Consider the following 26,471-nt stretch of genomic DNA (forward strand, 5'->3'; position numbering starts at 1 on the left):
TTATTTAACTTGAAAGCCAAAAGCGTAAGGGTCGTCGTCGTCGACGGTGATAGTGTTATGGCCGGTGACTCTGGCCCAGCCCTCAATCTCCGGCACGATGGCCGGATAGGGGCCCACTTCGGTGGTGGCGGTGACGGTGCCGGTAAACTGGCTGCCGATGATCGACTCATGCACGTAGCGCTCGCCGGTGGCCAGCAACCCCTTGGCATGACGTTGGGCCATGCGGGCACTGGTGCCGGTGCCGCAGGGAGAGCGATCCAGGGCCCGATCGCCATAAAAAACCGCATTGGCGCCATCGGAGTCCGGCTGGGTGGGCTCCCCGGTCCACAGCACATGGGATATCCCCTCGACACTGGCGTCGTGCGGGTGGTGGCAGCTCAATTGTTGGCGGGCGGCCTGTCGTACTCGAGGGCTCCAGCGTAGCAGGGTGTCGGCGTCCCAGTGTTTCAGGCCCGGGTAGTGTTGCTGAGGCTCGACGATGACGTAGAAGTTACCGCCATAGGCGACGTCGACGGTCAGTTGACCCAGCCCGGGCACCGACACGACCACGTCCCGGTGGGCCAGGTAGCTGGCGACGTTGGTGATGCGTACCCGCTCGACCTTGTGGCCCCGGCGCTGGTAGTGCACCGACACCTGGCCGGCAGGGACATCCAGGACCAGTCGTCCTTCGGTGCGCGGTTGCAGCAATCCGGCCTCCAGCGCGGCGGTAACCGTGCCTATGGTGCCATGGCCGCACATCGGCAGGCAGCCGGAGGTTTCGATGAACAGGATGGCGGCATCGGCGTTGGCTGAGCAGGGCGGATACAGCAGGGCGCCGGACATCATGTCATGACCTCGTGGCTCAAACATCAATGCCTGGCGTATCCAGTCGTAATGGGCCAGAAAATCCTGGCGTTTTTCGCTCATGGTGTGGCCCCGCAGCGGCGGGTGGCCGCTGGTTACCAGCCGCACCGGGTTGCCACAGGTATGGGCATCGATACAGAAAAAAGTGCCTTTAATCATGCCGGCTCCTCAATCAGTCCTGGTTGTATTGACTCAGATCGATACGGTTGGCAATGGCGTCGTTATACACCTGAGTGACCCGAGCGCGCTCGGCACCGGAAAGGGGCAGGCGCGGGGCGCGAACGTTTTCGCTACCGCGGCCAGCCAACTGCTCGGCGTACTTGATGCATTGCACCAGGTGAGGGACGGTGTCCAGGCGCAGCAGCGGCAGGAACCAGCGCCAAATCTCCTTGGCTTCCTCATAGCGACCGGCACGGGCCAGCTTGTAGATAGTTACCGATTCCTGCGGGAAGACATTGGTCAGGCCGGAGATCCAGCCGGTGGCGCCGAGCATCAGGCTTTCCAAGGCAATGTCGTCGACGCCGCAGAACAGGATGAAGCGATCTTTAAAGGCGTTGTGCAGTTCCGTCAGGCGGCGGGTGTCGGTGGTGGACTCCTTGATGGCGACAATATTTGGTTCCTGGGCCAGGATTCCGGTCATCTCGATGTCGACATCGACGCCGTAGGTCACCGGGTTGTTGTAGATCATGATCGGCAACGAGGTGGCCCGGGCGACCTGCTGATAGTGGTGCAGGGTCTCGTCCCGGTTGGCGCGGTAGACCATACCCGGCAACAGCATGATGCCATCGACGCCGATCTGCTGAGCATCGCCGACAAAGTCGATGGCAAACTGAGTGGTGGTTTCGGCGCAGCCGCTGATCACCGGAATTCGGCCAGCGGCGACGCTGAGGGTATGGCGCAGAAACTGGCGTTTCTCCTCGGCACTCAGTGAGCAGTTCTCGCCGACGGTTCCCAGGGCAATGATGCCATCGATGCCTTCGGCGATGAGTTGGTTAAGCATGCGAGCGTTGGCTTCAAAGTTGATGCTGCCATCGTCGTTGAATTGAGTCGAAATCGCTGGATAGACGCCGTTCCAGTTTACCTTCATTGGGGTTCCTTCCTGTGTCGTATTGTAACTGTCTGAATTGTTCAGAATGTCCATGTATATTGTATGCAAAAACCAAAATTATGTTACCTTAAGGTTATCGCACAGGCAAGATGCCGGGGCAATTCAAACTTGCTGCCGGCGCAGAAGTAAGGACAAGGACCCGTTTATGCTCTCTCTGACCCTGCCGGCGCCATTGGCGGCCGAGGCCCTAACCACACTGGACGCCCACACCGAGGGTGAGCCGCTGCGGATCATTACCGGTGGCTATCCCCCGATCCCAGGTAGCACCATTCTGGAGAAGCGTCGCTACCTGCAGGCCCACCTGGATCACTACCGTCGGTTGTTGATGCATGAGCCCCGTGGTCACGCGGACATGTACGGTGCGCTGCTCACCGAACCGACCACCCTGGACGGTGATTTCGGGGTGTTGTTTCTGCATAACGAGGGATACTCCAGCATGTGTGGTCATGGCATTCTGGCGGTGGTGCAGGCCGCGGCGAAATGCGGTTGGTTCAGCGTCACCGCCATGCCCGAAACCATCAATATCGATGCCCCGGCCGGGCGGATTCAGGCCCAGGTGTGGCGCAACGGGGCCGGGGGCATCGAAGCCAGCTTTATCAACGTGCCGTCCTGGGCCGAAGCCCTGGACTGTCGGGTCGAGGTGCCGGGACTGGGGTCGGTGGAGTATGACATCGGTTTTGGTGGCGCCTACTACGCCTATGTGGATGCCGATGCGTTGGGGTTGAGTTGTGAGCCGGAGCGGCTGCCGACGCTGATCAGCGCTGGGCGGGCGATCAAACAGGCGGTGATGGCGACGCACCCGCTGGCTCATCCTCAAGAAGCGGACCTCAGCTTTCTGTATGGCACCCTGTTTACCTCGGCCCGCACCCGGGATCCGGATTGCCACAGTCGTCATGTGTGTGTGTTTGCCGATGGCGAAGTGGACCGCAGTCCTACCGGAACCGGGGTTGCCGGTCGGGTGGCGCTGTTGCATGCCCGCAACCAGGTGGCGCTGGGCCAGCCGCTGATGATAGAGAGCATCGTCGGCGGTCGAATGACGGTCACGGCCACCGATGCCGTCGACTATCACGGCAAGGCGGCGCTGCTGCCTCGAGTCAGCGGCCGCAGTTGGATTACCGGTGAACATAGGTTTGTGCTGGAGCCGGACGACCCGTTTTCTCAGGGATTTTTGTTGAGGTGACCATGGAACAGCCGCACACCTTTATCATTGGCGCTGGCATCATTGGCCTGACTCAGGCCTGGATTCTCTCTCTGGCCGGAGACCGGGTGACCGTCGTCGACCGGGAAGAGCCGGGCCGGGGGGCTTCCTTTGGCAACGCCGGCCACTTCGCTACCGAGCAGGTATTTCCCCTGGCCGATCCGGCATTGCTGCCCCAGGTACCGGCGATGCTAATGGACCCCCTGGGGCCGTTTCGTATTCGCGGCGGTTATTGTCTCAAGGCGTTACCCTGGCTGATGCGATTTGTGGCCAACATGACGCCGGCGCGGCGCCGCCACAATCAGGCGGCCATAACCGCGCTCAACCGTCGAGCCATGGAAGACTGGCAAGGGGTGCTGGCTGAGTGCGGCCAGTCTCAGTGGTTGCAGCAGCAAGGGTCGTTGTTGGTCTACGAACAGACGGCCATCGCTGAGCAGCAGCGCCAGGCCCGCACTTTTGCAGAGGCCGGCGTTATCTGTGACTGGCTGGACGCTGCGCAGCTGCATCAATTGGAACCGGGCTTGTCCTCGACCCTGTCCGGTGCGCTGTGGTTTCCCGAAACCGGTCACACCCTGGACCCCTATGGCGTGTGCCGGGGGCTGATGCAGACCCTACTGCAGCGTGGGGTCCGTTTTGAGCGGGGGCAGGTGACGGCCGTTACGCCCGAAGCGGCGATCACGCTGGCCGATGGCCGGCAATTTCAAGCCGATCGGCTGGTGGTGGCCGCCGGCGCCTGGTCGGCGGCGTTAGCGGCGCAGTTGGGCTACCGGGTACCGCTGGAGGCGGAGCGAGGCTACCACCTGATGTTGACGCAGCACAGTGGCCTACGCCGGCCAGTGTCCTCGGCGGAGCGTAAGTTCATCATTACACCGATGGCGGCGGGGACTCGGCTGGCAGGGACGGTGGAGTTTGCCGGGCGGGATGCGCCGATGAACCCCAGGCGAGCGGACATCCTGCTGCATCAAGGCAAGGCGCTGCTACCTCAGCTTAATGTTCGTCAGGGACAAGGGGAGCGCTGGATGGGCTGTCGACCTTCGCTGCCGGACTCGCTGCCGGTGATCGGCGGCTGCCATCATCGGCGCTGTTTCTTCAGTTTTGGCCATCAGCATTTGGGGCTGACCCAGGCCGCCACCAGTGCCAGGTTGTTGGGGCAACTGATGGCGGGGCAGGCCACCGATCTTGACCTCAGCCCCTACGCCATTCATCGCTTCTGAAGGCTCATCGCCTTAGCGTCCTGACAGCCGATTGGTCCGTCCCAGAGACGGACCAATATGGTGACTTGTTTCCAACTTATTCAGAATAATCCTTTGAGCTCAATGTATCGCGACTACCTAGTGGGGGCTTGGTGCCGTATTCTAGGTGCGTTGTTGCGTGATGCAGGTCTCGTTATGGCGCCGTTTGCGAAAGGAGAGTTGTTTTTCGATCTTGGGTTGATCATTTGTGCTCAAACCATTACCGTATAAATTAATTGAACAATCAATTAACAAAATGACACAACATAAATCCAAAGATGTTCGTCGCCAACAACTGATTTTGGCGACCATGGCCTCCATTGCCCAGCACGGACTCCATAACACCACCATAGTGACCATCAGTAATCATGCAGGGATGTCGTCCGGCATCATCAGCCACTATTTTGGTGGCAAGCAGGGACTGATCAACGCCACGGTGCGTCATCTGTTCGATCAGTTAAAACAGGCACTGTTGTCTCGATTGTCTCAGGGGTCGCTGTCTCCCCGGGAGCGGCTGCTGATGATTGTCGAAGCCAACTTTACCCAGGTGCAGCGATCGCTGCCGGCCACCAAAACCTGGATAAGCTTTTGGGAGCAATCGATGCACGAGCCGGTGTTGGCACGGTTGCAGCGGGTGAACCATCGGCGCTTGCACAGCAACTTGTCTCATGGCTTTGGCTTGTTGATGCCACGACATCAGGCGCGGCAATTGGCCAGTCAGACAGCGGCGATGATCGATGGATTTTGGCTAAGAAGCGCCCTGAGTCCGGACCCTCAGCAGGCGTTTTCCCAGGCTGAAGTGTTGTGCAAAGCCTTTATAGAAAATCTGTTAATGCAGTACGGAGAAAACGGATGTCCCAAGCAGTAGAGAGAAGTTTCGTTGGCGGCCGCTATCTGGCCAACGGCGACGGGCAGTGTTTCGATGTGGTTAATCCCGGCACCGGTGAGGTTATCTATCAGGTGGAGACCGCCGACGAGGCGGTGCTGGAGCAAGCGATGGCCAGTGCCAGGGCGGGTTTTGCCCTTTGGTCGGCCATGACCCCGGTAGAGCGCAGCCGAATCTTGCTTAAGGCGGTGGCGTTGTTGCGTGAACACAATGATGAGCTGGCGGCCATCGAGGTGGCGGATACCGGTAAGCCCTGGCAAGAAGCCAGTGTGGTGGATGTGGAGACCGGCGCCGATTCCATCGAGTTCTTCGCCGGTCTGGCGGCCGGGATCGAAGGCAACCATCAGCAAGTCGGTGATGATTTTTACTATACCCGCCGCGAGCCGCTGGGGATTTGTGCCGGCATCGGCGCCTGGAATTACCCATTGCAGATCGCCTGCTGGAAGGCGGCGCCGGCACTGGCCTGCGGCAATGTGATGATCTTTAAACCGTCAGAAGAGACCCCCAGAGGGGCACTGAAACTGGCGGAGATCTTTATGGAGGCGGGCATGCCGGCTGGCGTGTTCAACGTGGTGCAGGGCGATGCGCAGGTGGGGCAGTGGTTGACCCGTCACCCGGACATCGCCAAGGTTTCTTTTACCGGTGAGGTGGAGACAGGCCAAAAGGTCATGAGGGATGCGGCCTCCAGCCTCAAAGAGGTGACCATGGAGTTAGGCGGCAAGTCGCCGTTGATCATCTTCGATGACGCCGATCTGGATCAGGCGGTGTCGGCGGCCATGTTGGCCAATTTCTACACTCAGGGTGAAATCTGCACCAACGGCACTCGAGTGTTTGTTCATGATTCCATCAAACAACCCTTTTTGAACAAACTGCTGGAGCGTATTGGCAACAACATGGTTGTCGGCGACCCCATGAACCCGGAAACCAATTTCGGCGCATTAATCTCGGCCAACCACCAACAACAAGTGCTGAACTACATCCAGAACGGCCTCGATGAGGGGGCCACCCTGCTGTGTGGCGGTCGCAGCCTGTCACCAGAGGCGGTACCAGGTGGTTTCTTCGTGGCGCCGACGGTGTTCAGTGACTGCGACGATACTATGACCATCTGCCGGGAGGAGATCTTCGGCCCGGTGATGTCGGTGCTCAGTTTTGACGATGAACAGGAGGTGATTGCGCGGGCCAATGCCAGTGGTTACGGCCTGGCGGCTGGGGTGTTTACTCGTGACATCACCCGGGCCCACCGGGTAATCAGCCGGATTGAGGCCGGAATCTGCTGGATCAACGCCTATGGCGCCTCGCCGGCGCAGATGCCGGTGGGTGGTTACAAGTTGTCCGGCATTGGTCGGGAGAATGGTTTGGCGACGCTCAACCACTACACCCAGCTCAAAGCGGTGTATGTGGGCATGGCGCCCCTGGAAAGTCCATTTTAAGGGGGCACGATGAACCAGTTCGATTACATCATCGTCGGCGCCGGCTCGGCGGGCTGTGTGCTGGCCAGCCGCCTGTCGGAGCAGGCGGATAAACGGGTGTTGCTGGTGGAAACCGGCGGCAGCGACCGCAGCATCTTTATTCAGATGCCGACGGCGCTCTCCATCCCGATGAACACAGAGAAATATGCCTGGCAGTTTGAAACCGAGCCAGAGCCCCACCTGGATGACCGTCGCATGCATTGCCCCCGGGGCAAGGTGCTGGGCGGCTCCTCCTCCATCAACGGCATGGTGTATGTCCGTGGCCATGCCAGGGACTTCGATGAATGGGCGGAGCAGGGGGCCACCGACTGGGATTACGCCCACTGTTTGCCTTATTTCAAACGCTCTGAGCAGTGGGCCTTCGGCGAAGATGAGTATCGCGGTAGCCAAGGGCCGCTGGGGGTTAACAACGGTAATGAGATGGCCAACCCTCTGTACCGTGCCTTTATTCAAGCCGGTGAGCAGGCCGGTTATGACCAGACTCAGGATTACAACGGCCGTCAGCAAGAGGGCTTTGGCCCGATGCACATGACGGTCAAAGACGGTCGTCGCTGGTCCACCGCCAATGCCTATCTGCGCCCGGCGATGTCCCGCCCAAACCTGACGGTACTGACTCATGCCCGGGTCAATCGAGTACTGCTGGATCAGGGCCGCGCCACCGGCATTGAGCTGGAGCATAAGGGGCGCACCCGTCAGTTTTTGGCGGCAGAGGAAGTCATTCTCAGCGCCGGCCCCATTGGTTCGCCCCATCTGTTGCAGCTCTCCGGCATCGGCGCCCCTCAGACTCTGGCCGCCGCCGGCATCGAGTTGCGCCATTCTCTGCCGGGAGTGGGGCAGAACCTGCAGGACCACCTGGAGTTTTATTTCCAGTTCCGTTGCCTGCAGCCGATCTCGCTCAATGGCAAGTTGGATCTGTGGAATAAGTTTCTGATTGGGGCCCGCTGGTTTTTCAACAAGGATGGTTTGGGGGCCACCAACCACTTCGAGTCCTGTGGCTTTATCCGCTCCAACGACCAAGCCCAGTGGCCGGATCTGCAGTATCACTTCCTGCCGGCGGCGATGCGTTACGACGGCCGTGAAGCGTTCGACGGTCACGGGTTTCAGGTGCACATCGGCCACAACAAGCCCAAGAGCCGGGGGGCGGTGACCGTGGTCAGTGCCGATCCGGCCCAGCCGCCAAAGATTCAGTTTAACTACCTTCAGGCGCAGGAGGACATTGATGGGTTTCGGGCCTGCGTGCGCCTGACCCGGGAGATCATCCATCAGCCGGCATTCGATGCGTTCCGGGGCGAGGAGATTCAGCCCGGAGTTCAGGTGCAAACCGACGCCGAGATCGACGCCTTTGTGCGCCAGTCGGTGGAGAGTGCCTATCACCCGTCCTGCTCGTGCCGTATGGGCTGCGATGCCATGGCGGTGGTGGATCCCCAGACTCGAGTTCGGGGCCTGAGGGGCTTACGGGTGGTGGATTCCTCCATCTTCCCCACCATTCCCAATGGCAACCTCAATGCGCCCACCATCATGGTGGCGGAGCGAGCCGCCGACCTGATTATGGGAAGGCAGCCGCTGCCGCCTTCCGATGCCGAGGTGGCCAGTGTGGCCACCGACCTACAGCGACCGGGAACGCCGATGCGAACCGTGAGCTGATTTAGCGCTGTCCCATCAAGGTTTGACTATCTCCACCCTGAAACGGGCGGAGATAGTCAAGTTTTGCCTCAGGGCGGCGATTCTTAAAAACACATAGGGAGACGTGTTGATGACTGCCTGGCTAAGCGCAGGATTGCTGTTTACTTTTATCGCCATTATTTTTGTGCTGTATCGATGGGGTAATGTCCGACTGGTGGGGGTCACCCCAGTGCAGACCTTTACCTTTATCGCCATCTTGTTTACCTCCGGATTGGACGTGGGATTGATCATGTTCCCTCTGACCGAGTTTGCCGGTTACGCCGACCTGGCCAGTAGCCCGGAGTACGGTTTTACCAACCCGTTAGCCATTGAGTTTGGCTTCTGGGCATTCTTAATCTGGGGCTTCTATTTCCTGACCTGCTTCTACTTCTGTGTCATTGAGCCCAGGGTGAAGTTCTTCGAGCTGGCAGCGGTGAAGCTGATCAACAACGTGGTGATCATCGGCACCTGCGCTTTTACCGCTTACCTGCTGTTGACCAATCTGCCCTGGTACCTGCCGGAGTTGGGGGATGGTGAGACGGTGATCGGCAGTTTCTACCTGATTGTGTTCGCCGTCATTGCGGCGGCGGTGTATTCCTCCACCAGCCTGCGCTATGTACGTTTCCTGAGTCTGGCCACCACCTGGCTGTTTATCGGTCTGATCGCGCTGATGTGGCTGGGCGCCTTTACCGGCGAGGCTGGCAATGTCGGTGATTTTGCCGCTACCTTGGCCCTGCTGGGCGGTTACTTCGGCAACATTCATCAGTTCGTTCTGCCGCTCAACGATTACCACGAGTTCTATCTGTTCTGGTGGTTCGCCTGGAGCATTATGATTGGCCAGTTTACCGCTCGTTTTGTTGGCGGTCTGCGTACCTACCAGGTGCTGGCGGCGATGCTGGTGTTCCCCTCCATTCCCATCGCGGTGTGGTTTGCGGTGCTTTACTACTACTCCAGTCAGGGACTGGACACCAGTGGCTTCTATAACCTGGCCATGGCCATTGTCGGCATCACCTTTGTGATCAACTCGTTGGACTCGTTGATTCGCCTCTATACCGACAACCTGGGGTTGACCGTCGCTCGACTGGGTAAGGCCAGGTACTTCGCCCTCAACCTTGTGGCCATGTGCAGTCTGACTCTGCTGTTCAAACTGGACTTTTTGCAGATCCAGTGGGTCGGTGCGCTGGTGATTGGCATCTTCTTCTGCTGCTTCGGCTACATCCTGATGCGCCGCTACCGGCAGGTGGCACAGATTGACTCCTCTCCGAAAGAGAATCGCGTCGACTTCGGCAAGATTGAGCTGGTCAGCTAACCACTTTTGTCGTAAAAACCGGCCCCCCAATCTCGGTTGGGGTTGGGGGAGTTGTGTTTGAATTTTTAGGGAAAACAACAATGAAACTGAAAAATGGACTTCTCATCACTGCGTCAATGCTGGCCCTTGCTGCTCCGGTCAGCGCCAATTTTTCATCGACGGTGACTCTGGCCTCTGACTACACCTTCAACGGTGTCAGTCAGACTCAGAACGATCCTGCGCTTCAGGCCAGCCTGGACTATGCCGCCGACAGCGGTTGGTATCTGGGCTCCTGGGCCTCCAATGTGGATTTTGGTGGCAGCGATGACACCAACATCGAGTGGGACTTTTACGCCGGCAACTACTGGCAACTGAGTGACCGCTTCGGTCTGGATGCGGGCATCGCCTACTACACCTACCACGGTGACGATGCGTCCAGCGACTATGCCTACCCGGAGGCTTACGCCAAGTTCGGCTACAGCTCTTCGGTGGGCAGCACCGAGCTGAATTTCTGGTACAGTTGGGACTATTTTGGCCTGGATGTGGATCATTATATCGTGATGGTGGCGCACACCTTCGAGTTGGCCAAGGGCCACAACCTGAGGCTGGTGTTTGATCGCTCCCTTTCAGACGATGAACGCAAGTGGTCCTGGGACGGCAGCGACGCCTATAACCACTATCGGGTCGAGTACCTGACCAGCTGGAAAGGGTTTGACTTTAACCTGGCGGCGGAGACCACCGACATGGATCTGGACACTGCCGACGAACGAGTGCTGCTGTCGGTGGCCCGTACTTTCAGTTTCTAATTCTGCCTTACGCTGTTCCGATGCCAGCCTCATGTGTCGGAACAGCGGCTCCTGTCGTGTCGATTTCCACGACGCCATAATTCCTTCTCCTGTTCCTGATACTCTTCGTTACCCAACTGTTAAGTCTGGGCTGGGCTAGGTGAGCGGGAGGGGCGCTTTGACTCAGATTCTCTTTGGCGCACGGTCGCCCATTCGCTGCTACGCTTGATGCAGTGATTTGGCGTGACAAGGAGTGTCACCATGTCGGACGGCGTATTTGGCCGGGCGCAGAAGCGCACGCTGCAGGGCACGGGATTGGCCTGCGGCTTCAGTCTGTTCATCAGCATCTTGTTGCTGGCAATCCCGCTGTACTCGTTGCAACTGTTTGAGCGGGTGGCCACCAGCGGCAGTGTACCAACGCTGATTGCCCTGTTCTCCATTACCGCTTTTTTGTTGCTGCTTCAGGCTGGATTGGATCTGGTTCGCAGCCAGATTCTTCGTCATAGCGCCACTCAACTTGACTATCATCTTTCGCCGGCCTTGCTGCTGGATGCCATCGACAGCAGCGGTCAACAGCTGAGTCCGAGGCGAGACGGCCTCAATCACCTCAACCGGGTGTGTGCTTTCTTGTGCAGCCCGGTGGCCACGGCCCTGCTTGAACTGCCCTGGACGCCGCTGTTTCTGATCATTCTGGCGCTGTTTCACCCGTTGTTGGCTGGGTTGGTGTTGGCCGGGGTCGGTCTGATGCTGGCGTGCTCTTTGGTACTGGGGCGTTGGCTGTCGGAGCGGGAACCCGAGCAGGGCCGTGGTGCCCTGAACCATTACCTGAATAAAAGTCGGGTCATTCTGGCCATGGGGATGGGGCCGTCCCTCAGTTTACGCTGGCGGGATGAAAACGCCCGCCGGTTGCTGGAGCACGGTACGGCGACGTCGGCCCGCCAGGGGGTGGCTGTGGTGTTTCGCTTTGTTCGCCAGTTGACTCAGATGACCCTATTGGGGGTCGGTATTTACCTGGTGCTGCAGGATGCCTTGTCCATGGGGGGCGTCATCGCGGCGTCGATGATCGGCGGGAGGATGCTGACTCCTTTTGAACCCTTGCTGCAACGTCGGGGGGAGCTGTCTCGAGTTCGTGATTCCTGGCAACAATTGACGCGGTTGGGGGAGGCGCTGGATCATCAGTCTGCGCGGTTGCCGCTGCCGCGGCCTCGGGGTGATCTGCTGGTCAACAATGTCTCTTTTGTGGCGCCGCAAAAGAAGATTCCTCAACTGAAACAGGTGGGCTTCCGGCTTCATGCCGGTCAGTCGCTGGCGATCATGGGGCCATCGGCTTCCGGTAAGTCCACCCTGATATCCCTGCTTCTTGGCATGATTCGGCCGACTGCCGGAGAGGTGCGCATCGACGGCGCGTCGCTGAACCAGTGGACCCCGGAAACCTTAGGGCAATACATCGGCTATCTACCTCAGGATGTCGAATTGATCGAAGGGACCATAGCCCAGAACATCGGGCGCTTCGGCGAGTCCAATGACTCCCTGGTATTGCAAGCGGCGCAGGCGGCCCAGGTTCATGAGTTGATTACTGCATTGCCTCAGGGGTATGAAACCCGGGTGGGTGAGTTGGGGTATCCCTTGTCCAGTGGCCAGAAACAGCGTATCGCTCTGGCGCGGGCACTGTATGGCAACCCCAGCATCCTGATCTTGGATGAGCCGATCTCTAATCTCGATCTTGAGGGAGAACAGGTGCTGGCTAAGATTCTGGCCCGATGTAAAACCTTGTCGACTACCGTGGTGATGGTCACCCATTCGCCGTCGTTGCTGAATCTGACCGACTGGATTGTCTGTCTGCAGAATGGCGCGGTGGTGAAAGCGGGACTCCGGGATGAGGTGCTGGGCAAGATGAAGGTGGCCCAGGTGCCGAAGCAGGAGGAGGTGTCATGAATCCACAACTCGATGGCAGTGGCCTGAGGCGTTGGAATCGACTGGGCTGGGCATTGGTGGTGATCGCCTTTGGTGGTTTTGTGGTCTGGTCGTCGTCGGTGGCCATGAGCGCCGCCACCATCAGTGACGGTCAGGTGCGCATGAACCATCCCAGCCAAAATGTGGCCCACCTGAAAGGGGGCTGGCTCAAGGGGGTGTACGTCACTAATGGTCAACGGGTCGTAGAGGGGCAATTGCTGGCGGAGATCGAGAATCTGGCACTGGCCGGAGAGCGGCAACAGGTGCAGCAGCAGGTGTGGCAACTTACTGCTCAGCGGGCTCGCTTGCTGCAGGAGTTCACCTCTGAGCAGCGGCTTCATTTTGATGATGCCATACCGGCGTCAATTCAGCGTCAGCAACGGGCCTTGCACGTCAGCCTGATGGCGGAGTACCAATTACAGATGGCGGAACTCACGCAGCGGCGCGCCGGTGAGCAAGAGAAACTGAAAGCCTATGAGTTTCGTCAGAAGCGGCTGGTTCAACGCAATCTGTTGGCCAATGAAGAGTTGGCCATTGCCGAAGAGTTGGCGGCTCAGGAGTACATGGCCAGGATGCAGTTGCTGGCCATGCGCGGACGCTTGGCGGGGTTGGAGGGGGACGTAGAGGTGAATCTGACCCGCATTGCCCAGGCCAAAGCCGAGTTGGCTGGCCTCGATAGTCAGATTTCACGCCTGAGCAAACAACGTCAGGCGGAGCGGTTGGCGCAATTGGCCAGCGTTGGCGAAAGCCTGGGTCAGGTGCAACTGCGACTGGCGACCCTGGATGCTCAATTGCAACAAGGCAAACTGTATGCGGAGCAGGGTGGGGTGATAGCCGGCCTGCAGGTGCAGTCCGTGGCTCGGCATTTATTGGCACCGGGCGAGGTAATTATGCAGGTGGTCAACGACCACTCCGGCTGGTATGTCGAGGGGTTCGTGGCCGCCGAAGACCGCGACAATGTCTGGCAGGGACTGACAGCCAGAGTGCACCTTAGTGGATTCAATATGAGACGACAAACGCCGCTACAGGGCGTGTTGAGCCACGTGGATATGAACCGCACCCAGGATCAGAATAACGATGGTTACTACTACCGCATTGAGGTTGACCCAGAGCAGCTTCCGGATCGGATCGCAAGCCGGGTAACCGCCGGCATGCCGACACAGGTATACATAGAGCAAGAGCCTCGAACCCTTCTTCAGCAGCTGTGGCTGCCCATAAGTGCGTCCATGGACCGGGCGTTTATTGAACATTGAATCTGACTGACACAGGGAGTGAGTTATGTCTGGAACTGCAGGTGACGATATTTTGATTGGCACTGACGACGCCGATAACCTCGACGGTGCGCAGGGCGACGATCACATTAGCGGACTGGCCGGTGACGACTATCTGCTGGGGCACGATGGCAGCGATGAGATAGACGGTGCCGGGGGAGACGACGTCATTATCGGTGATGCCGGTGAACAGCAGCCTGCGGCGGATCCGCAACAGGCCCCAGGCGATGGCAGTTGGGCCCAGGGAGCGCCGATAGTGACGTTGGCGGCCGGTGACGACGGAATGGGAAAAGATGAGCGTGGCAACGCCCAGGTCATGGTGCCAATCCAGTTGCAACCGGGCACCGACCGTTACCACCTGCAACTGGAGGCCGCCGGGGCCCAAGGGGCAACCATAGAGATAGTGTTGTTGGCGGCCGATGGCAGCGAGATCTACAACAGCGGCCCGGTGCCGGTGGGCGCCGATACCGATGCCTACTTGATGACGTTGGATCCGGCACTGTTGCCCGCCGATGGTGACGTCACCCTGGCGGTGAATGTGCTGCAAGGGGAAGGGGTCAGTATTGCCGGCTTGTCTCTGACTGGCGAGGGGCAGTGGGATGACACCATCGATGCCGGTGCCGGTGATGATGTGGTCTTCGGTCAACAGGGCAACGATCACATCCTCGGCGGAGAGGGGGATGACATGCTCGACGGCGGCGGCAATGACGACCGTCTCGATGGCGGTGCCGGTGACGACGTGTTGCTTGGGGGCTACGGCAATGATGTGCTCATTGGCGGTGAAGGTGCCGACCAGCTGCTGGGGGCCGACGGCGACGATAGCCTGTATGGCGGAGAGGGTGACGATCTGTTGATGGGCGAGCTTGGGGATGATCATCTCGAAGGTGGCGCTGGAAAAGACACTCTTATCGGAGACGATGGTCGCGATCACCTTGATGGTGGCAGTGGCGATGATCAGCTGTTTGCCGGCAAGGGGGATGACTGGGTCAGTGGCGGTGATGGCAACGATCTGATCACCGGCGATGAGGGCGATGATCTGTTGCTGGGCGGGGCGGGTGACGATGAGATCATCGCCGGTCAGGGACAGGATACCGTTTCCGGAGGAGACGGGGACGACCGCCTCTACGGTCATGGCGGTGATGATCAGCTCAGTGGTGGTGACGGCAATGACCTGCTAACTGGCGACGAAGGCAATGACAGCCTCTCGGGGGATGGCGGCGATGACCTACTGGTAGGCGGGCTGGGGCAGGATGCATTGTCCGGTGGCAGCGGCAACGACCGCCTGTACGGCGGCGACGGAGACGATCAGCTGCATGGTGGCGACGGTGATGATGAGTTGCATGGCAACAGTGGCGCTGATGTCCTGATCGCCGGCGCCGGTCATGATGCGGTGTATGGCGGCCAGGGTGATGACACCGTTTCTGCCGGAGACGGTGATGATCTGGTGGTGACCGACGAGGGAGATGACGTTGTCGATGCCGGTGACGGCGACGATGTGGTTTTCAGTGGTGACGGTAATGATGAAGTGGTTGCCGGCAGTGGCGACGATGAGATTCACACCAACCAAGGCCAGGATCGCATTCAAGGGGGAAGTGGCAACGACCGCATCTTTGCCGGCGAAGACAATGATGTGGTCGATGCCGGAGACGGTGATGATCTGGTGTACGCCGGCAGTGGTGCCGACGTGGTGATGGCGGGCAGCGGCAACGATACGGTGTTTGCCGAGCAGGGAGACGATGTCATTGATGCCGGCAGTGGCGATGACGCCGTGTTCGCCGGTGATGGTAACGATGTGATTCAGGCCGGAGACGGCGATGACTACGTGGAGGCCGGCGATGGCCACGATACGGTCAGTCTGGGAGAGGGGCACAATACCGCCTTTGCCGGTGACGGCGATGATCGGCTGACCGCTGGGGCCGGAAACGATGTGGTGTTCGGTGGCGGTGGCGACGATCAGATTAGCCTGGGGAGTGGCGATAACTTTGCCGACGGCGGCAGTGGCGACGACCGGGTTGTGGCTGGCAGTGGCAATGATGTGCTGCTTGGGGGAGATGGCGATGATCACCTGGAAGGGGGCGCCGGCGAAGACATTCTGGTGGGGGGCGAAGGTGATGACACCCTCATCGGCGGCGATGACCGCAGTGAACTCTATGGTGATGGCGGTGCCGATACCTTGATTGGCGGTCTGGCCGATGATGTTTTGGGTGGGGGCAGCGGTGATGACCTGATTGTTGCTGGTGCAGGGAATGACACCGTCTATGCCGGTTCCGGCAATGACCATGTTGACGCCGGAAGTGGCGATGACACCGTCTATGCGGAAGCTGGAGTGAATCACATTGAGGCCGGGGACGGTGACGATCGCATCTTTGGCGGCAGCGGCAGCGATACCCTGATTGGCGGTCAGGGTGATGATACCTTGTCCGGAGCCGGCGGTGCCGATGAGCTGCAAGGAGGCGACGGCAACGATGCTCTCGACGGCGGGGCACAGAACGACCGTCTGTTTGGTGGTGGCGGAGACGATCAGCTATTGGCAGGAGAAGGAGACGATCTGCTGGAAGGGGGAGAAGGTGACGATGTGCTTATTGGCGGTGCGGGCACCGATACTCTGCTCGGTGGCAGTGGCGTAGACCTGCTGGCCGGGGGGGATGGCGACGATTATCTTGATGGCGGCAATGAAGGCGGCCAGCTTCACGGCGAAGCCGGTAACGACATGCTGGTGGGCGGCGAGGGTGAGGATCTGATCACCGGCGGTGACGGTGACGATACCTTATTGGGCGGTGCCGGTAATGACGTGCTTTACGCCGGCAGTGGCAATGATCAACTGGCTGCCGGTAGTGGCGATGACGTCATCTACGGCGAGGCCGGTCACAACCAGATCGATGCCGGTGCGGGCGATGACCAGGTGTTCGGGGGCACCGGCAGCGACACTGTCAGTGGTGGACAGGGGGATGATCTGCTGTTGGGCGGTGTCGGCCAGGATTACCTCAGCGGTGATGAGGGCGACGACAAACTCGATGGCGGTGACGACGACGACCAGTTGCTAGGCGGACTGGGCAACGATGAACTTCTCGGCGGGGCCGGTAACGATCAGTTGGACGGCGGTGACGGGGATGATCTGCTGGTCGGCGGTCAGGGGGACGACCACCTTGTGGGTGGACTCGGGCGGGATCAGCTGTATGGTGGTGAAGGGGACGATACCCTGATCGATACCGACACCTCGGCACAACTCTATGGTGACCAGGGCGATGACAGCCTGATTTCCGGCGACTTTGACGATCACCTCTACGCCGGAACTGGCCACGATAGCGTCGATGCCGGCGGGGGCCATGACGTAGTGTTTGCCGGTGACGGCAATGATTCTGTGACCGCCGGAGCCGGTGACGATCTGGTGTTCGCCGGCGCGGGTAACGACACGGTCTCCGGCGGTGACGGGGACGACACCCTGTACGGAGAGTCGGGCAGCAACAGCCTAAGCGGAGATGCCGGCGATGATCTGATCTATGGCGGCATTGGCGCCGACACCCTCAGCGGCGGCAGCGGCGATGATCAGTTGTTTGGCGGCGACGGCGACGACTCGCTGTCCGGCGGCAGTGGTGCGGACTTGTTGATTGGCGGCAGTGGCGACGATGAGCTGCGGGGTGACGGTGGAGACGATGTGTTGCTCGGTGAGAGCGGCGATGACCACCTTATGGGCGGTGACGGCAACGATTATCTTCAGGGTGACGGTGGCCAGGATCGGCTTGAAGGCGGCCAGGGCAATGATCACCTCAAAGCCGGAGAGGGGGATGACACCTTGTTAGGCCAAGAGGGCGATGACCTGCTGGAGGGGCAAAGTGGCAATGATCACCTGTCCGGTGGTGATGGCGATGACGTGCTGATGGGAGGCAGTGGTCACGATAGCCTTGATGGCGGCGATGGCGGCGACCTTCTGCAGGGGGGCGAGGGTGACAACAGTCTGGATGGCGGTGACGGAGATGACATTCTGGTCGCCGGTGCTGGCGCCGATACCTTGCTGGGCGGAGCGGGTGATGATCAGCTGGAGTCAGGGTTGGGAGACGATCAACTCGATGGGGGCGAAGGTAATGACAGCCTGGTGGCCAGTGGCGGCAATAACCTGCTGCTTGGCGGGGCGGGGAGTGACCAGTTGCTGGCTGGTGATGGCGACGATCGGCTTTACGGTGGCCAGGACAACGACACCCTGCAGGCTGGCGAAGGGCAAAACCGCTTGTTTGGCGAGCAGGGTAACGACAGCCTGACCAGTGGCAGTGGTAATGACTTCCTCGATGGCGGCGACGGTGACGATCTGCTCAATGCCGGCGCCGGTGATGACGAGCTCTATGGCATGGCCGGCAATGATCAGCTGACGGCCGGAGCTGGGCGGGATCAGCTGTACGGCGGTGACGGCGACGATCGGCTGAGTGGCGGCAGTGATGACGACAGCTTAAGTGGAGATTCCGGCAACGATACCCTTAAAGGCGAGGCTGGCAACGACGTGCTGTTTGGTGGCCTGGGGAACGACAGCCTCGATGGCGGCAGTGGTGATGACCAGCTCTTTGGCGGTGCCGGGCAGGATACCTTGAAAGGCGGTTCCGGCCACGACCAATTGCACGGCGGCGAGGGTGATGACAGCCTCTATGGTCAGGGAGGCGATGATGCCCTGTTTGGAGACGCCGGTGCCGATACCTTAAAAGGCGGCAGTGGCAGCGACAGCCTGTCTGGGGGCGACGGGGACGATCGCCTCGACGGTGGCAGCGGCTCCGACAGTCTGTTTGCCGGAGAGGGGGACGACGATTTGGCCGGCGGAGACGGTGAAGACCAGTTATTTGGCGAGCAGGGCAACGACAGCCTGGACGGAGGCGCCGGTGCCGATCGTCTGTTTGGTGGCGAAGGGGATGACCGCATTCGGTTTGATGCCGATGACCTGATTGGCGGAGAAACGGTGATCGCTGGCGGCGAGGGTTTTGACGTGCTGACCGCCGGAGGCAACAGCGGCATCATCGATATGACCGGTGGCGACATCGTTGGCATGGAAGCCCTGATTATCGATGAGGGGGTGCCGGATACCGACGTGAAAATTGCGCTGTCGAAAATCCTGGCGGAAGAGGTCGGAGGCAGTGGTAACGAGGCTCTGGAGGATTGCTTCCTGTGTGTGGGGGCAGAGCAACTCAGCATCGATGGTGAAGGCTGGAGTTTCGATTCGGCGTTGACATCGTCGCAGATGGATGCCGGTGTGCTGGCTCGATACCAGGCAGAAGGGGTCGATATCTCGGATCTTAAAGGGTATCAGTTTACCAACGCCAACAACGAAGTGGTGACCATCTGGACCGATGCCGAACTGGACGAGCTGAGCTTTAACGATGCCAGCCTGGTTGAAGAGGATCCGGATCTGGCCGGTTGACTGTAGCGGGGAGCCATCAGCTCCCCGCTTTTTTATCAGGGGCAGCGGCGGCTCTGCGCTATTGTTGTTCGGAATGGACAAAGATTGGGCCATTTATCAAGAAAAGTCGGCAGTGTCCTCCGCTATCAGGTACACTTCGCGGTTCATTTGACGGCCGCTGTGGTCCGTCACAGCGAGAGAGCGCGATTTATGCAGTTTACTGAACTCGGTTTGTCCCAACCGATTCTTGATGCCGTAGCCGAACAGGGCTACGACACCCCGTCACCGATTCAGGCACAGGCCATTCCTGCGGTTCTGAACGGTCAGGACGTCATGGCGGCGGCACAGACCGGAACCGGAAAAACCGCTGGGTTCACCCTGCCGATTCTGCATCGTCTGGCCGATGGCCAGCGTGCCCGCAGCAATAAGTGCCGGGCATTGGTTCTCACCCCGACCCGCGAGCTGGCGGCCCAGGTGCAGGAGAGCGTCGAAAAGTACGGCAAAAATACGCCGCTGCGTTCGGCGGTGGTGTTTGGCGGGGTCAGCATTAATCCGCAGATGACGGCACTGCGCAAAGGGGTAGACGTACTGGTGGCGACCCCGGGTCGGTTGCTGGATCTGTATCAGCAAAACGCGGTCCGATTTGACCAGCTGGAAGTGTTGGTGCTGGATGAAGCCGACCGCATGCTGGACATGGGCTTTATTCGCGACATCAAGAAGATTCTGGCGCTACTGCCGGCCAAACGGCAGAATTTGCTGTTTTCGGCCACCTTCTCCGAAGAGATTCGCGATCTGGCCAAAGGCCTGGTGCACAACCCGGTGGAGATCTCGGTAACGCCACGCAATGCGGCGGCCAAGACCGTCGAGCAGATGGTGCATCCGGTGGACAAGAAGCGTAAATCGGCGCTGCTGGCGCAACTGATTACCGACAATAAGTGGCAGCAGGTGCTGGTGTTTACTCGTACCAAGCACGGGGCCAACCGCCTGACCCGTTACCTGGAAGAGCGTAAGATCACCGCCGCGGCGATTCATGGTAATAAAAGCCAGGGCGCCCGCACCAAGGCGTTGGCGAATTTCAAATCCGGCGATGTTCGCGCGCTGGTGGCGACCGACATTGCCGCCCGTGGCCTGGATATCGATCAACTGCCCCAGGTGGTGAATTTTGACTTGCCCCAGGTAGCGGAAGATTACGTCCACCGCATTGGCCGAACCGGCCGAGCCGGCGCCTCCGGCCATGCTGTCTCTCTGGTGTGTGCCGATGAGATTGAGCAGTTAGTGGCCATCGAGCAGTTGATTCAACGTCACCTGGATCGCCAGGTAATGCCGGGCCACGAGCCTACGCATGAGTTGCCGGACTCCAAGGCGATTCGTCCTCCGAAAAGTAAAAAGCCGAAGAAGCCCCGTCCTCAAAGAGAGGGCGAGCGTGCTGGCGGTGAGGGGGCAAAACCCCGTCGCCGTAAGCCTGGCGCCAACCGCGGTAGTCAAGGCAATCACTCTGGCGACACTAAGCCCGCTGGTCAACGGCGTCGCAGTGGCGGCAACCGGGGGAACGCTAAGCCATCGGCCAATGCCTCCGGCAATCGTCGCTCAGGCAATCGCGCAGACGTGAACGGCAACCGCTGAATCTAAAACGCGACCACATCAAGGCGGCCTTCAGGCCGCCTTTTTGTTGCGGTGTTCCTCGCTGGTTTTGTGTGAGCTACTGCAGTCATTTTGAAAACTGCTGTCTGGCTCCTGTTTTAGGGGGGCCAACACCGCGCCGAGTCGAATAAAGCCGGCAGTGGATCACGCTATCGATGTCCGCTTTAGCGCATGATGGCGGCAGAGTTTTGCTACCTTACCCGACCCATTATGAAGACAGAAGATCTGGCCCTGTTCAGCGCCGTCGTTGAGCATGGCAGCCAAAGCGAAGCCGCTCGCATCCTCGGCGTTCCGGTTTCCAAAGTCTCCCGGCGCATCGCTCAGTTGGAGCAACACCTTGGCTGCCGGTTGCTGGAGCGGACCCACCGGGGACTGACGGTAACCGAGGCTGGAGAAGCGGTGCTGGAGCGGTGCCGGGTTATTCTCTGTGAAGTGGATGAGCTGGAGTTGAGCGTCGGCCGGTTGCAGGGGCGGCCCGAAGGGGCCATTACCGTGGCGGCGCCGTTGGATTTCATTAACCTGGTGTGCCGACCGGCACTGATGCGTTTTCATCAGCAGTTTCCCGACCTGCAGTTGAAATTCATCTCCTACCAGAGTCGGCAGAGCCCGATGGAGGTGCAGGCGGATCTGGTGTTTTTTGTCGGCCATGAGAGCCCGCCGGATTGCTCTATGGTGGCGCGTAAACTGACTACGGTTGAGCGGTGTTTTATTGCCAGTCCGGAGTTTGTCCGTCGCCACCCTCAGTTGGCCCACCCCAGGCAATTAGGCCAGTATCCCTGCCTGCTGTCTGCCAAGGGCACCAAGTCAGCCCGAAGTTGGCTTTGGCACGACACCGATGGCCTCCATGAGGTGGAGGTTAATGGACCGCTGGAATCGGAGATCAATGAGTTGTGTATCTCGGCGGCAGAAGATGGCCTCGGTATCGCCTGGGTGGCCCCGGCGATGTGTCAACGGCAACTGCGGCAGGGACGATTGGTGAAGCTATTTGATGGTCGGTACGGCACCGGAATTACCACTTGGGGATTGTACTCTTGCCGACATTATATGCCGCACCGAGTGCGGGTGGTGCTGGATTTCTTTGCTCAAGAGTTTAAGCAAGTGGATTAATAGGGTTAGAGAATAGTCACCATTATAATTATGGGCAGGGGCAGCCAGTTGGTACTTTGTCATTAAAGCACCAACTGGTTTAGTATTTTTAGCTCTAGAATGACTTGGTGAAGGTTAATACTGCAGACGAACCTTCGGTGGTGTTTTTTGTTTCAAGCTCTTTGACGTAGCGGAAGTTAACTTGCATTAGCCAGGGAAGATAAAAAGCATTTATTTCGGCGCCCAAACCGAATGCTCGTTTTCTCTCATTAGCAATTGTTCCATGTCCATCTTTGCTATCATCGCTAATCTGCCAAGACGCGCAATAACTGATGCCCGGTTGTAACAACCAGGTGTGATCAATACTGAATTCCTTTCCTAATCCACCCTCAATAATAAATTCAGCCCCGGGACGGATATCGGTATCTTCCTGCTTACCGTTGATCAGGGTGCGCGTTAGGGCGCTAAACGACCAGGATTTTTGCTCGTCCAGATAATAGGTCGCGCCTGCTGATAGCATCCCCGACCAATACCCAAACCCGGGGTTTACTGCCTGGCGGGCATCGAAGTCGCCGCTGGGCGCAATCACCGCCAGGGCAAAGGCGGCATCGAATCGTTCTTTAAACCAAAACAGGGACAGGGGCTCGATGACAATGTCGCCCATAGCCAGACTATGGCTGTCATTGACGCCGAGTGGCTCGATGGAGAGTTCTTTGTCAATCAGTGGGATCAGTACATTATAGCCCCAGTTGGCGCCAAACAGTTTGGTGTCGGTAACCTGAACAAACCTGTGCACCTGGGCAAACAGATCCAGGTTGAAATCCAGGCCGCTGTCCTGACCGGCATTATTGGTTTGGGTGTCAGCGCTGTAGAGCGTGTTGTACAGGCGGTAATGGAGGCCGGGAGGTGGCGCGGTAGCGGCTTTGACGCCTTCGGCGCCCATGGGATAATGGGAGCCCGAGGTGGCGGCGGCGACCGAGGCCGATGATACTAGGGCGGCGAGCGTCAACCAAGTCGTCATGCTGGTCGTGGATGTGTGCATATCGATTCCTGTTAGTGGCAGAATGAGCGCTGAAGTGCGTCATCCTTGTTTATTTCATCAACTTAGTGGTGCTTATAAGCTGTCGACAATATATTGCAGACGCCATTTTTATTAGCCTTGCTTTAATCAATTTATATTGAAGGCAGAAACAAAATAGAAACCTTGTTCTCTGAGGTCAACCATAGAAATATTTCTGGGTCCGTTCGTATTTGATTTTATTTCCTGTGGCGATGCTGATTGTTGTAAAAAATAAAGCTTTCGGATAAGACCTGTCATACGAGCGTGGTCTTATTGTGATTGTGACGGTTGTTTTTACTTGGGTGTGATGCCGGTCACTGCCGTAAAAAGCAGGCTGTGCAATTTTTGCAAAGCCAGTTCTCAATTGTTGATGTACCGTGTTTTTAATTCACTATATACACTTTTGAACTCATAGATTGATATTGGTATTAACCAGTTTCTGAGTGAAGGTGAAAATAATGAGTGAACAACAACAGCCTGTTGATGAGCCTAATGTTGATGAGCGGCGTCGCCAACTGTTAAAGCTGAGTGCCGGCACTGTCGCCGGTGTCGGCGTGGTCGCGGGGGCCGGAGCCTGGGTTAAGGGCCGTATGGAAGGCATTGAGCACGATGGGTTTCCCAACGAGATCAGTGCCGATTTCAAGCCCATGGATCAGCGCAACGTCAACCAGACTTATGCCATTAGCAAGAAACTTCAGGCGCAACATCCGGAGCGTAATCTGAACTTCGGCGTCGAGAGCCTGGGGCCAATCCAACCCGGTGAAAAGCCCATGCATATGGGCGAGGCGTTTCACCGTTTCCTGACCGGGGCCGAGCGCTACGATAACGACAAGATTGGCTACACCCAGTTGGATTATGCCCTGGAGGAAGCCTGCTGGCATGGCTCCATGTCGTTGGCGCCGCTGGTGCAGGCCGGTGTTCCGGGCCAGGGGATCCTGAGCTGGGACCAGTCAGATGTTCATGAGCACAAGTACCCCTTCAAGGATTCGGTCGAGAAGGTCAGCGCCATTAAAACCGCCGCTAAAACCATTGGCGCGGCAAGGGTGGGCATCTGCCGCCATGATCCTCGCTGGGACTACAACCCCTTGTATCATGCGCTAACGGAGCAGACGTTGACCTGGGAGGAGGATTTCCCGTTCAAACCTAAGAGCGTCATCGTGATGATTGTCCCCATGGATTATGAAGCGATCGCCTGTGCGCCGATGATCCCCCAGTCTGCCACCGCCGCGCAAGGCTACAGCAACATCGCCATGTTGGCCGGGCAGATGGCCAAGTTTATTCGGGGCCTGGGTTTCCAGGCGGTGGGCGCCACCAATGACCTGGGTAACTCCGTGGCGTATGCCATTTCCGCCGGCCTGGGTGAAGGGTCCCGCAACGGTGCCATGGTGGCACCGAATCTGGGTCCCCGGATTCGTATCTGCAAGGTGTACACCGATCTGGAGCTGGATGAGCTGGCGTACGACAAGCCGCGCACTTTCGGTATTCAGGAGTTCTGCGAGAACTGTAAGCGTTGTGGTGAGGCCTGCCCCTCCGGAGCCATCTGCATGGACGACAAACCCTCCATGGGACCCACCTACCCGGGAGGCGACGATCCAGAGTACACCTGGGACGTGAATAAAGGGGTGCGCAAGTTTTACAGTGATCCCAAAAAATGCCTCAAGTTCTGGGCCGACAATGGCGGTGACTGCGGTGCCTGTATTGCTGCCTGTCCGTGGAATAAACCGGATTTCTGGCACCACCGCCTGATTGATGCCTCCAACACCTTTACCGGCGGCACCGTGCATGGGTTGATGACCAAGGCCGACATCCTGTTTGGCTACGGCAACGTCAATGATGAAAAGGCGGTGATCAAGTTCTGGAAGAGCGGCTTTAGCGGCGACTTTACCTAAGGAGATACAACAATGATGGGATTAATGTGGTACCTGATGGGCATGGCCACCACCGGCGCCGTGTGGGGATATGTTGCTCTTAATGGCCGTTACCGCCTGAACGGAAAAGCCCACCTGGGACTGGCATCCAGCTTCGCCCTGGCCTGGCTGTGCGTAGGTTGGTCGTGGGGCTCGTTTGCCGAGGGTGAACCTCAGTCTGGCGCCATGGGCCTGATCTGTTTTGGTCTGCCGACGCTGATTGTGGTGGCGTTCAGTTGGCGCAACTACATCCGCCCCTGGAAGCGGGCCTAACCCGTTTTGTCTCAATGTGCCTTCGGCCCGGAGTCGAAGGCACACTACTGTTAAGGAACTCTATGTCTCAACGGTTCTCAAGGTCGGCGAACGGGCAGGCTGGCCGTTTGCCCTGGCTGACGGTGGCGAGTTGGCTGTCGCTGGTCATCGCGTTTGCTGTGGGTCTGGTCTGGCAGCAGCCGAACTATCAGGGGTTGCTGCAGCAGGCCTTTCCTCAGGGCAAACTCACCCGCATCGAAGGGGCCCAAGGGGATCAATACCGGCTTGAGCAGCAGGGGGAAACCACACTGGTCAGCCTGGCTGAGTCTCAGGGCTATGGCGGGCCGATGTCGGTGGCGGTGACCATCGGGGCCAATGGCCGGATTGTGGCGACCCATCTGCTGCAGCACAAAGAAACACCGGGATACATCTTCCGATTTAACGAAGGTAAGTACTATCGTCAGTTCTCCGGTCAGCCGGTTAACCATAATTTTCGCCTGGGTGACGACATCGATGCCTTAAGTGGGGCAACCCTGACATCCCGGGGGTTAGCGACTGCCGTGCGTCAGGCGGCTCACAACAGCGTGGATCATTTCGGCTTGCCGGAGAGCTGGCAGGAGCCTGGGTTTGATGCCGGCATCAAGGAGTTGTTGGCGGCTCTGCTGTTTGCGGCGGCGTTGATGAACAAACGGCTGCCGCGACAGCACCAGAAACGCTTCAATCAGGCACTGTCGGTTGCGTCGGTGGGGTTGATCGGTTACTGGCTTAACTCGGCGCTGTCCATTGCGCTGATTGGCTCGTTGCTGCTTGGCTATCTGCCGTCGCCACAGCAGCATCTGTTGTGGTACATCATGCTGGTGGGGACCCTGGGTGCCATCCTGTTTCTGGGTCGAAACGTGTATTGCAGTCAGTTGTGCCCGTTTCACCAGATACAGCGGTGGCTGCATCGCCTCAGTGGCATGAACCTGGCGCTCTATCCCTGGTTAAAGCAGCGCATCAAGTGGCTGACCAACGGCTTGCTGTGGCTGTCATTGATGCTGATTTTTCTGTCGCGGACGCCGGCCATAGGCTCTTACGAGCCGTTCTCGATGCTGTTTTCACTGGATGGGCTGGGGGTGCAGTGGTACATCCTGCCGCTGAGCCTGTTTGGCGCTTTTCTGGTGAGCGATTTCTGGTGCAAGTTGTTGTGCCCGTTGGGCCGTTTCCTGAGTTATGGGCTTGAGCTTAGGGCCAGGACCCTGCAAAAGGTTAAGAAGCGTCAGCGTATCGCCATTAAGGAGGTGGGCCATGAGTCCCCAGTCAAGTAACCGCCGGCACACCAGTGGCCAGCGCCGCGGTCATCAGGTGAATGCAACCGAGTGCCTGGCGACCGGCTTGATGCTGGGGGTGACCCTGGTGGTGATCGGCCTGTTTTTCTGGCAACAGTTGTGGCCCTGAAAAAGGGGTGCTTTAA

General features: G+C 58.7%; 19 protein-coding genes. 16 read left to right on the forward strand and 3 right to left on the reverse strand.

Annotated features, from left to right (window positions below; genetic code table 11):
• Together H598_RS0104040 and H598_RS0104045 are read right to left on the reverse strand one after the other, a co-directional pair.
• Complete coding sequence (locus tag H598_RS0104040; protein WP_028111859.1) at positions 1 to 1,002, reverse strand: 4-hydroxyproline epimerase; 1,002 nt, start codon at positions 1,000 to 1,002, stop codon at positions 1 to 3.
• A gap of 13 nt (positions 1,003 to 1,015) precedes the next feature.
• Complete coding sequence (locus tag H598_RS0104045; RefSeq protein WP_028111860.1) at positions 1,016 to 1,930, reverse strand: dihydrodipicolinate synthase family protein; 915 nt, start codon at positions 1,928 to 1,930, stop codon at positions 1,016 to 1,018.
• A gap of 166 nt (positions 1,931 to 2,096) precedes the next feature.
• Between H598_RS0104045 and H598_RS0104050 the strand changes: the two genes are divergently transcribed.
• The 12 genes from H598_RS0104050 to H598_RS0104105 all read left to right on the forward strand — a co-directional run bounded on the left by H598_RS0104050 (position 2,097) and on the right by H598_RS0104105 (position 21,820).
• The gene (locus H598_RS0104050) at positions 2,097 to 3,131 is read left to right on the forward strand and encodes a proline racemase family protein (RefSeq protein ID WP_035415220.1); all 1,035 of its coding nucleotides are present in this window, start codon (positions 2,097 to 2,099) and stop codon (positions 3,129 to 3,131) included.
• A 2-nt stretch (positions 3,132 to 3,133) separates the two neighbouring features.
• On the forward strand, positions 3,134 to 4,363 hold the full coding sequence (locus tag H598_RS0104055; protein WP_035415223.1) for an NAD(P)/FAD-dependent oxidoreductase: 1,230 nt from the start codon (positions 3,134 to 3,136) through the stop codon (positions 4,361 to 4,363).
• 274 nt (positions 4,364 to 4,637) lie between these two features.
• Positions 4,638 to 5,249, forward strand: a complete 612-nt coding sequence (gene betI / locus H598_RS0104060) for a transcriptional regulator BetI (protein WP_028111863.1) — start codon at positions 4,638 to 4,640, stop codon at positions 5,247 to 5,249.
• Complete coding sequence (gene betB / locus H598_RS0104065) at positions 5,234 to 6,697, forward strand: betaine-aldehyde dehydrogenase (RefSeq protein ID WP_028111864.1); 1,464 nt, start codon at positions 5,234 to 5,236, stop codon at positions 6,695 to 6,697. Before betI ends, betB begins: the two co-directional genes overlap by 16 nt.
• A gap of 9 nt (positions 6,698 to 6,706) precedes the next feature.
• Positions 6,707 to 8,380 (forward strand): choline dehydrogenase, encoded by a 1,674-nt coding sequence (betA, locus tag H598_RS0104070; protein ID WP_028111865.1) that lies wholly within the window; start codon positions 6,707 to 6,709, stop codon positions 8,378 to 8,380.
• Positions 8,381 to 8,489: 109 nt separating this feature from the next.
• Entirely contained in the window at positions 8,490 to 9,707 is a 1,218-nt protein-coding gene (locus H598_RS0104075) for a choline transporter (RefSeq protein ID WP_028111866.1), read from the forward strand.
• Positions 9,708 to 9,787: 80 nt separating this feature from the next.
• Positions 9,788 to 10,492 (forward strand): TorF family putative porin, encoded by a 705-nt coding sequence (locus H598_RS0104080; protein ID WP_028111867.1) that lies wholly within the window; start codon positions 9,788 to 9,790, stop codon positions 10,490 to 10,492.
• 240 nt (positions 10,493 to 10,732) lie between these two features.
• The gene (locus tag H598_RS23280; protein ID WP_051252375.1) at positions 10,733 to 12,406 is read left to right on the forward strand and encodes a type I secretion system permease/ATPase; all 1,674 of its coding nucleotides are present in this window, start codon (positions 10,733 to 10,735) and stop codon (positions 12,404 to 12,406) included.
• On the forward strand, positions 12,403 to 13,677 hold the full coding sequence (locus H598_RS0104090) for an HlyD family type I secretion periplasmic adaptor subunit (RefSeq protein ID WP_028111868.1): 1,275 nt from the start codon (positions 12,403 to 12,405) through the stop codon (positions 13,675 to 13,677). The genes H598_RS23280 and H598_RS0104090 overlap by 4 nt, the downstream gene beginning before the upstream one ends.
• 25 nt (positions 13,678 to 13,702) lie before the next feature.
• Positions 13,703 to 19,093 carry a calcium-binding protein gene (locus tag H598_RS23285; protein WP_035415227.1) on the forward strand — a complete coding sequence of 1,797 codons (5,391 nt, stop codon included), beginning with the start codon at positions 13,703 to 13,705 and terminating at the stop codon, positions 19,091 to 19,093.
• A gap of 189 nt (positions 19,094 to 19,282) precedes the next feature.
• On the forward strand, positions 19,283 to 20,695 hold the full coding sequence (locus H598_RS23290) for a DEAD/DEAH box helicase (protein ID WP_035415231.1): 1,413 nt from the start codon (positions 19,283 to 19,285) through the stop codon (positions 20,693 to 20,695).
• Positions 20,696 to 20,923: 228 nt separating this feature from the next.
• On the forward strand, positions 20,924 to 21,820 hold the full coding sequence (locus H598_RS0104105; RefSeq protein ID WP_028111869.1) for a LysR family transcriptional regulator: 897 nt from the start codon (positions 20,924 to 20,926) through the stop codon (positions 21,818 to 21,820).
• Between the two features lie 94 nt (positions 21,821 to 21,914).
• Here H598_RS0104105 and H598_RS0104110 read toward each other — a convergent pair whose 3' ends face one another.
• Entirely contained in the window at positions 21,915 to 22,841 is a 927-nt protein-coding gene (locus tag H598_RS0104110) for a SphA family protein (RefSeq protein ID WP_245595551.1), read from the reverse strand.
• Positions 22,842 to 23,317: 476 nt separating this feature from the next.
• Here H598_RS0104110 and H598_RS0104115 point away from each other — a divergent pair, with 476 nt between their 5' ends.
• From H598_RS0104115 to H598_RS26365, 4 genes are all read left to right on the forward strand, one after another.
• Positions 23,318 to 24,748, forward strand: coding sequence for a reductive dehalogenase (locus H598_RS0104115; protein WP_028111871.1), 1,431 nt, complete (start codon positions 23,318 to 23,320; stop codon positions 24,746 to 24,748).
• Positions 24,749 to 24,760: 12 nt separating this feature from the next.
• Positions 24,761 to 25,039 (forward strand): hypothetical protein, encoded by a 279-nt coding sequence (locus tag H598_RS0104120; protein ID WP_028111872.1) that lies wholly within the window; start codon positions 24,761 to 24,763, stop codon positions 25,037 to 25,039.
• 62 nt (positions 25,040 to 25,101) lie between these two features.
• Complete coding sequence (locus H598_RS23295; RefSeq protein ID WP_051252377.1) at positions 25,102 to 26,325, forward strand: FMN-binding protein; 1,224 nt, start codon at positions 25,102 to 25,104, stop codon at positions 26,323 to 26,325.
• Positions 26,306 to 26,455 (forward strand): hypothetical protein, encoded by a 150-nt coding sequence (locus H598_RS26365; protein WP_156896925.1) that lies wholly within the window; start codon positions 26,306 to 26,308, stop codon positions 26,453 to 26,455. Before H598_RS23295 ends, H598_RS26365 begins: the two co-directional genes overlap by 20 nt.
• Positions 26,456 to 26,471 lie beyond the last annotated feature (16 nt).

Origin of the sequence: Ferrimonas kyonanensis DSM 18153, assembly GCF_000425405.1 — a bacterium.
GTDB lineage: Bacteria > Pseudomonadota > Gammaproteobacteria > Enterobacterales > Shewanellaceae > Ferrimonas > Ferrimonas kyonanensis.

Coding starts and splice junctions, on each gene's coding strand:
- H598_RS23280 (WP_051252375.1), top strand. CDS start 10,733: ATGTCGGACGGCGTATTTGGCCGGGCGCAGAAGCGCACGCTGCAGGGC.
- H598_RS0104090 (WP_028111868.1), top strand. CDS start 12,403: ATGAATCCACAACTCGATGGCAGTGGCCTGAGGCGTTGGAATCGACTG.
- H598_RS0104075 (WP_028111866.1), top strand. CDS start 8,490: ATGACTGCCTGGCTAAGCGCAGGATTGCTGTTTACTTTTATCGCCATT.
- H598_RS23290 (WP_035415231.1), top strand. CDS start 19,283: ATGCAGTTTACTGAACTCGGTTTGTCCCAACCGATTCTTGATGCCGTA.
- H598_RS0104080 (WP_028111867.1), top strand. CDS start 9,788: ATGAAACTGAAAAATGGACTTCTCATCACTGCGTCAATGCTGGCCCTT.
- H598_RS0104040 (WP_028111859.1), bottom strand. CDS start 1,002: ATGATTAAAGGCACTTTTTTCTGTATCGATGCCCATACCTGTGGCAAC.
- H598_RS0104050 (WP_035415220.1), top strand. CDS start 2,097: ATGCTCTCTCTGACCCTGCCGGCGCCATTGGCGGCCGAGGCCCTAACC.
- H598_RS0104120 (WP_028111872.1), top strand. CDS start 24,761: ATGATGGGATTAATGTGGTACCTGATGGGCATGGCCACCACCGGCGCC.
- H598_RS0104105 (WP_028111869.1), top strand. CDS start 20,924: ATGAAGACAGAAGATCTGGCCCTGTTCAGCGCCGTCGTTGAGCATGGC.
- betB (WP_028111864.1), top strand. CDS start 5,234: ATGTCCCAAGCAGTAGAGAGAAGTTTCGTTGGCGGCCGCTATCTGGCC.
- H598_RS0104045 (WP_028111860.1), bottom strand. CDS start 1,930: ATGAAGGTAAACTGGAACGGCGTCTATCCAGCGATTTCGACTCAATTC.
- H598_RS23285 (WP_035415227.1), top strand. CDS start 13,703: ATGTCTGGAACTGCAGGTGACGATATTTTGATTGGCACTGACGACGCC.
- H598_RS26365 (WP_156896925.1), top strand. CDS start 26,306: ATGAGTCCCCAGTCAAGTAACCGCCGGCACACCAGTGGCCAGCGCCGC.
- H598_RS0104055 (WP_035415223.1), top strand. CDS start 3,134: ATGGAACAGCCGCACACCTTTATCATTGGCGCTGGCATCATTGGCCTG.
- H598_RS23295 (WP_051252377.1), top strand. CDS start 25,102: ATGTCTCAACGGTTCTCAAGGTCGGCGAACGGGCAGGCTGGCCGTTTG.
- H598_RS0104110 (WP_245595551.1), bottom strand. CDS start 22,841: ATGCACACATCCACGACCAGCATGACGACTTGGTTGACGCTCGCCGCC.
- betI (WP_028111863.1), top strand. CDS start 4,638: ATGACACAACATAAATCCAAAGATGTTCGTCGCCAACAACTGATTTTG.
- betA (WP_028111865.1), top strand. CDS start 6,707: ATGAACCAGTTCGATTACATCATCGTCGGCGCCGGCTCGGCGGGCTGT.
- H598_RS0104115 (WP_028111871.1), top strand. CDS start 23,318: ATGAGTGAACAACAACAGCCTGTTGATGAGCCTAATGTTGATGAGCGG.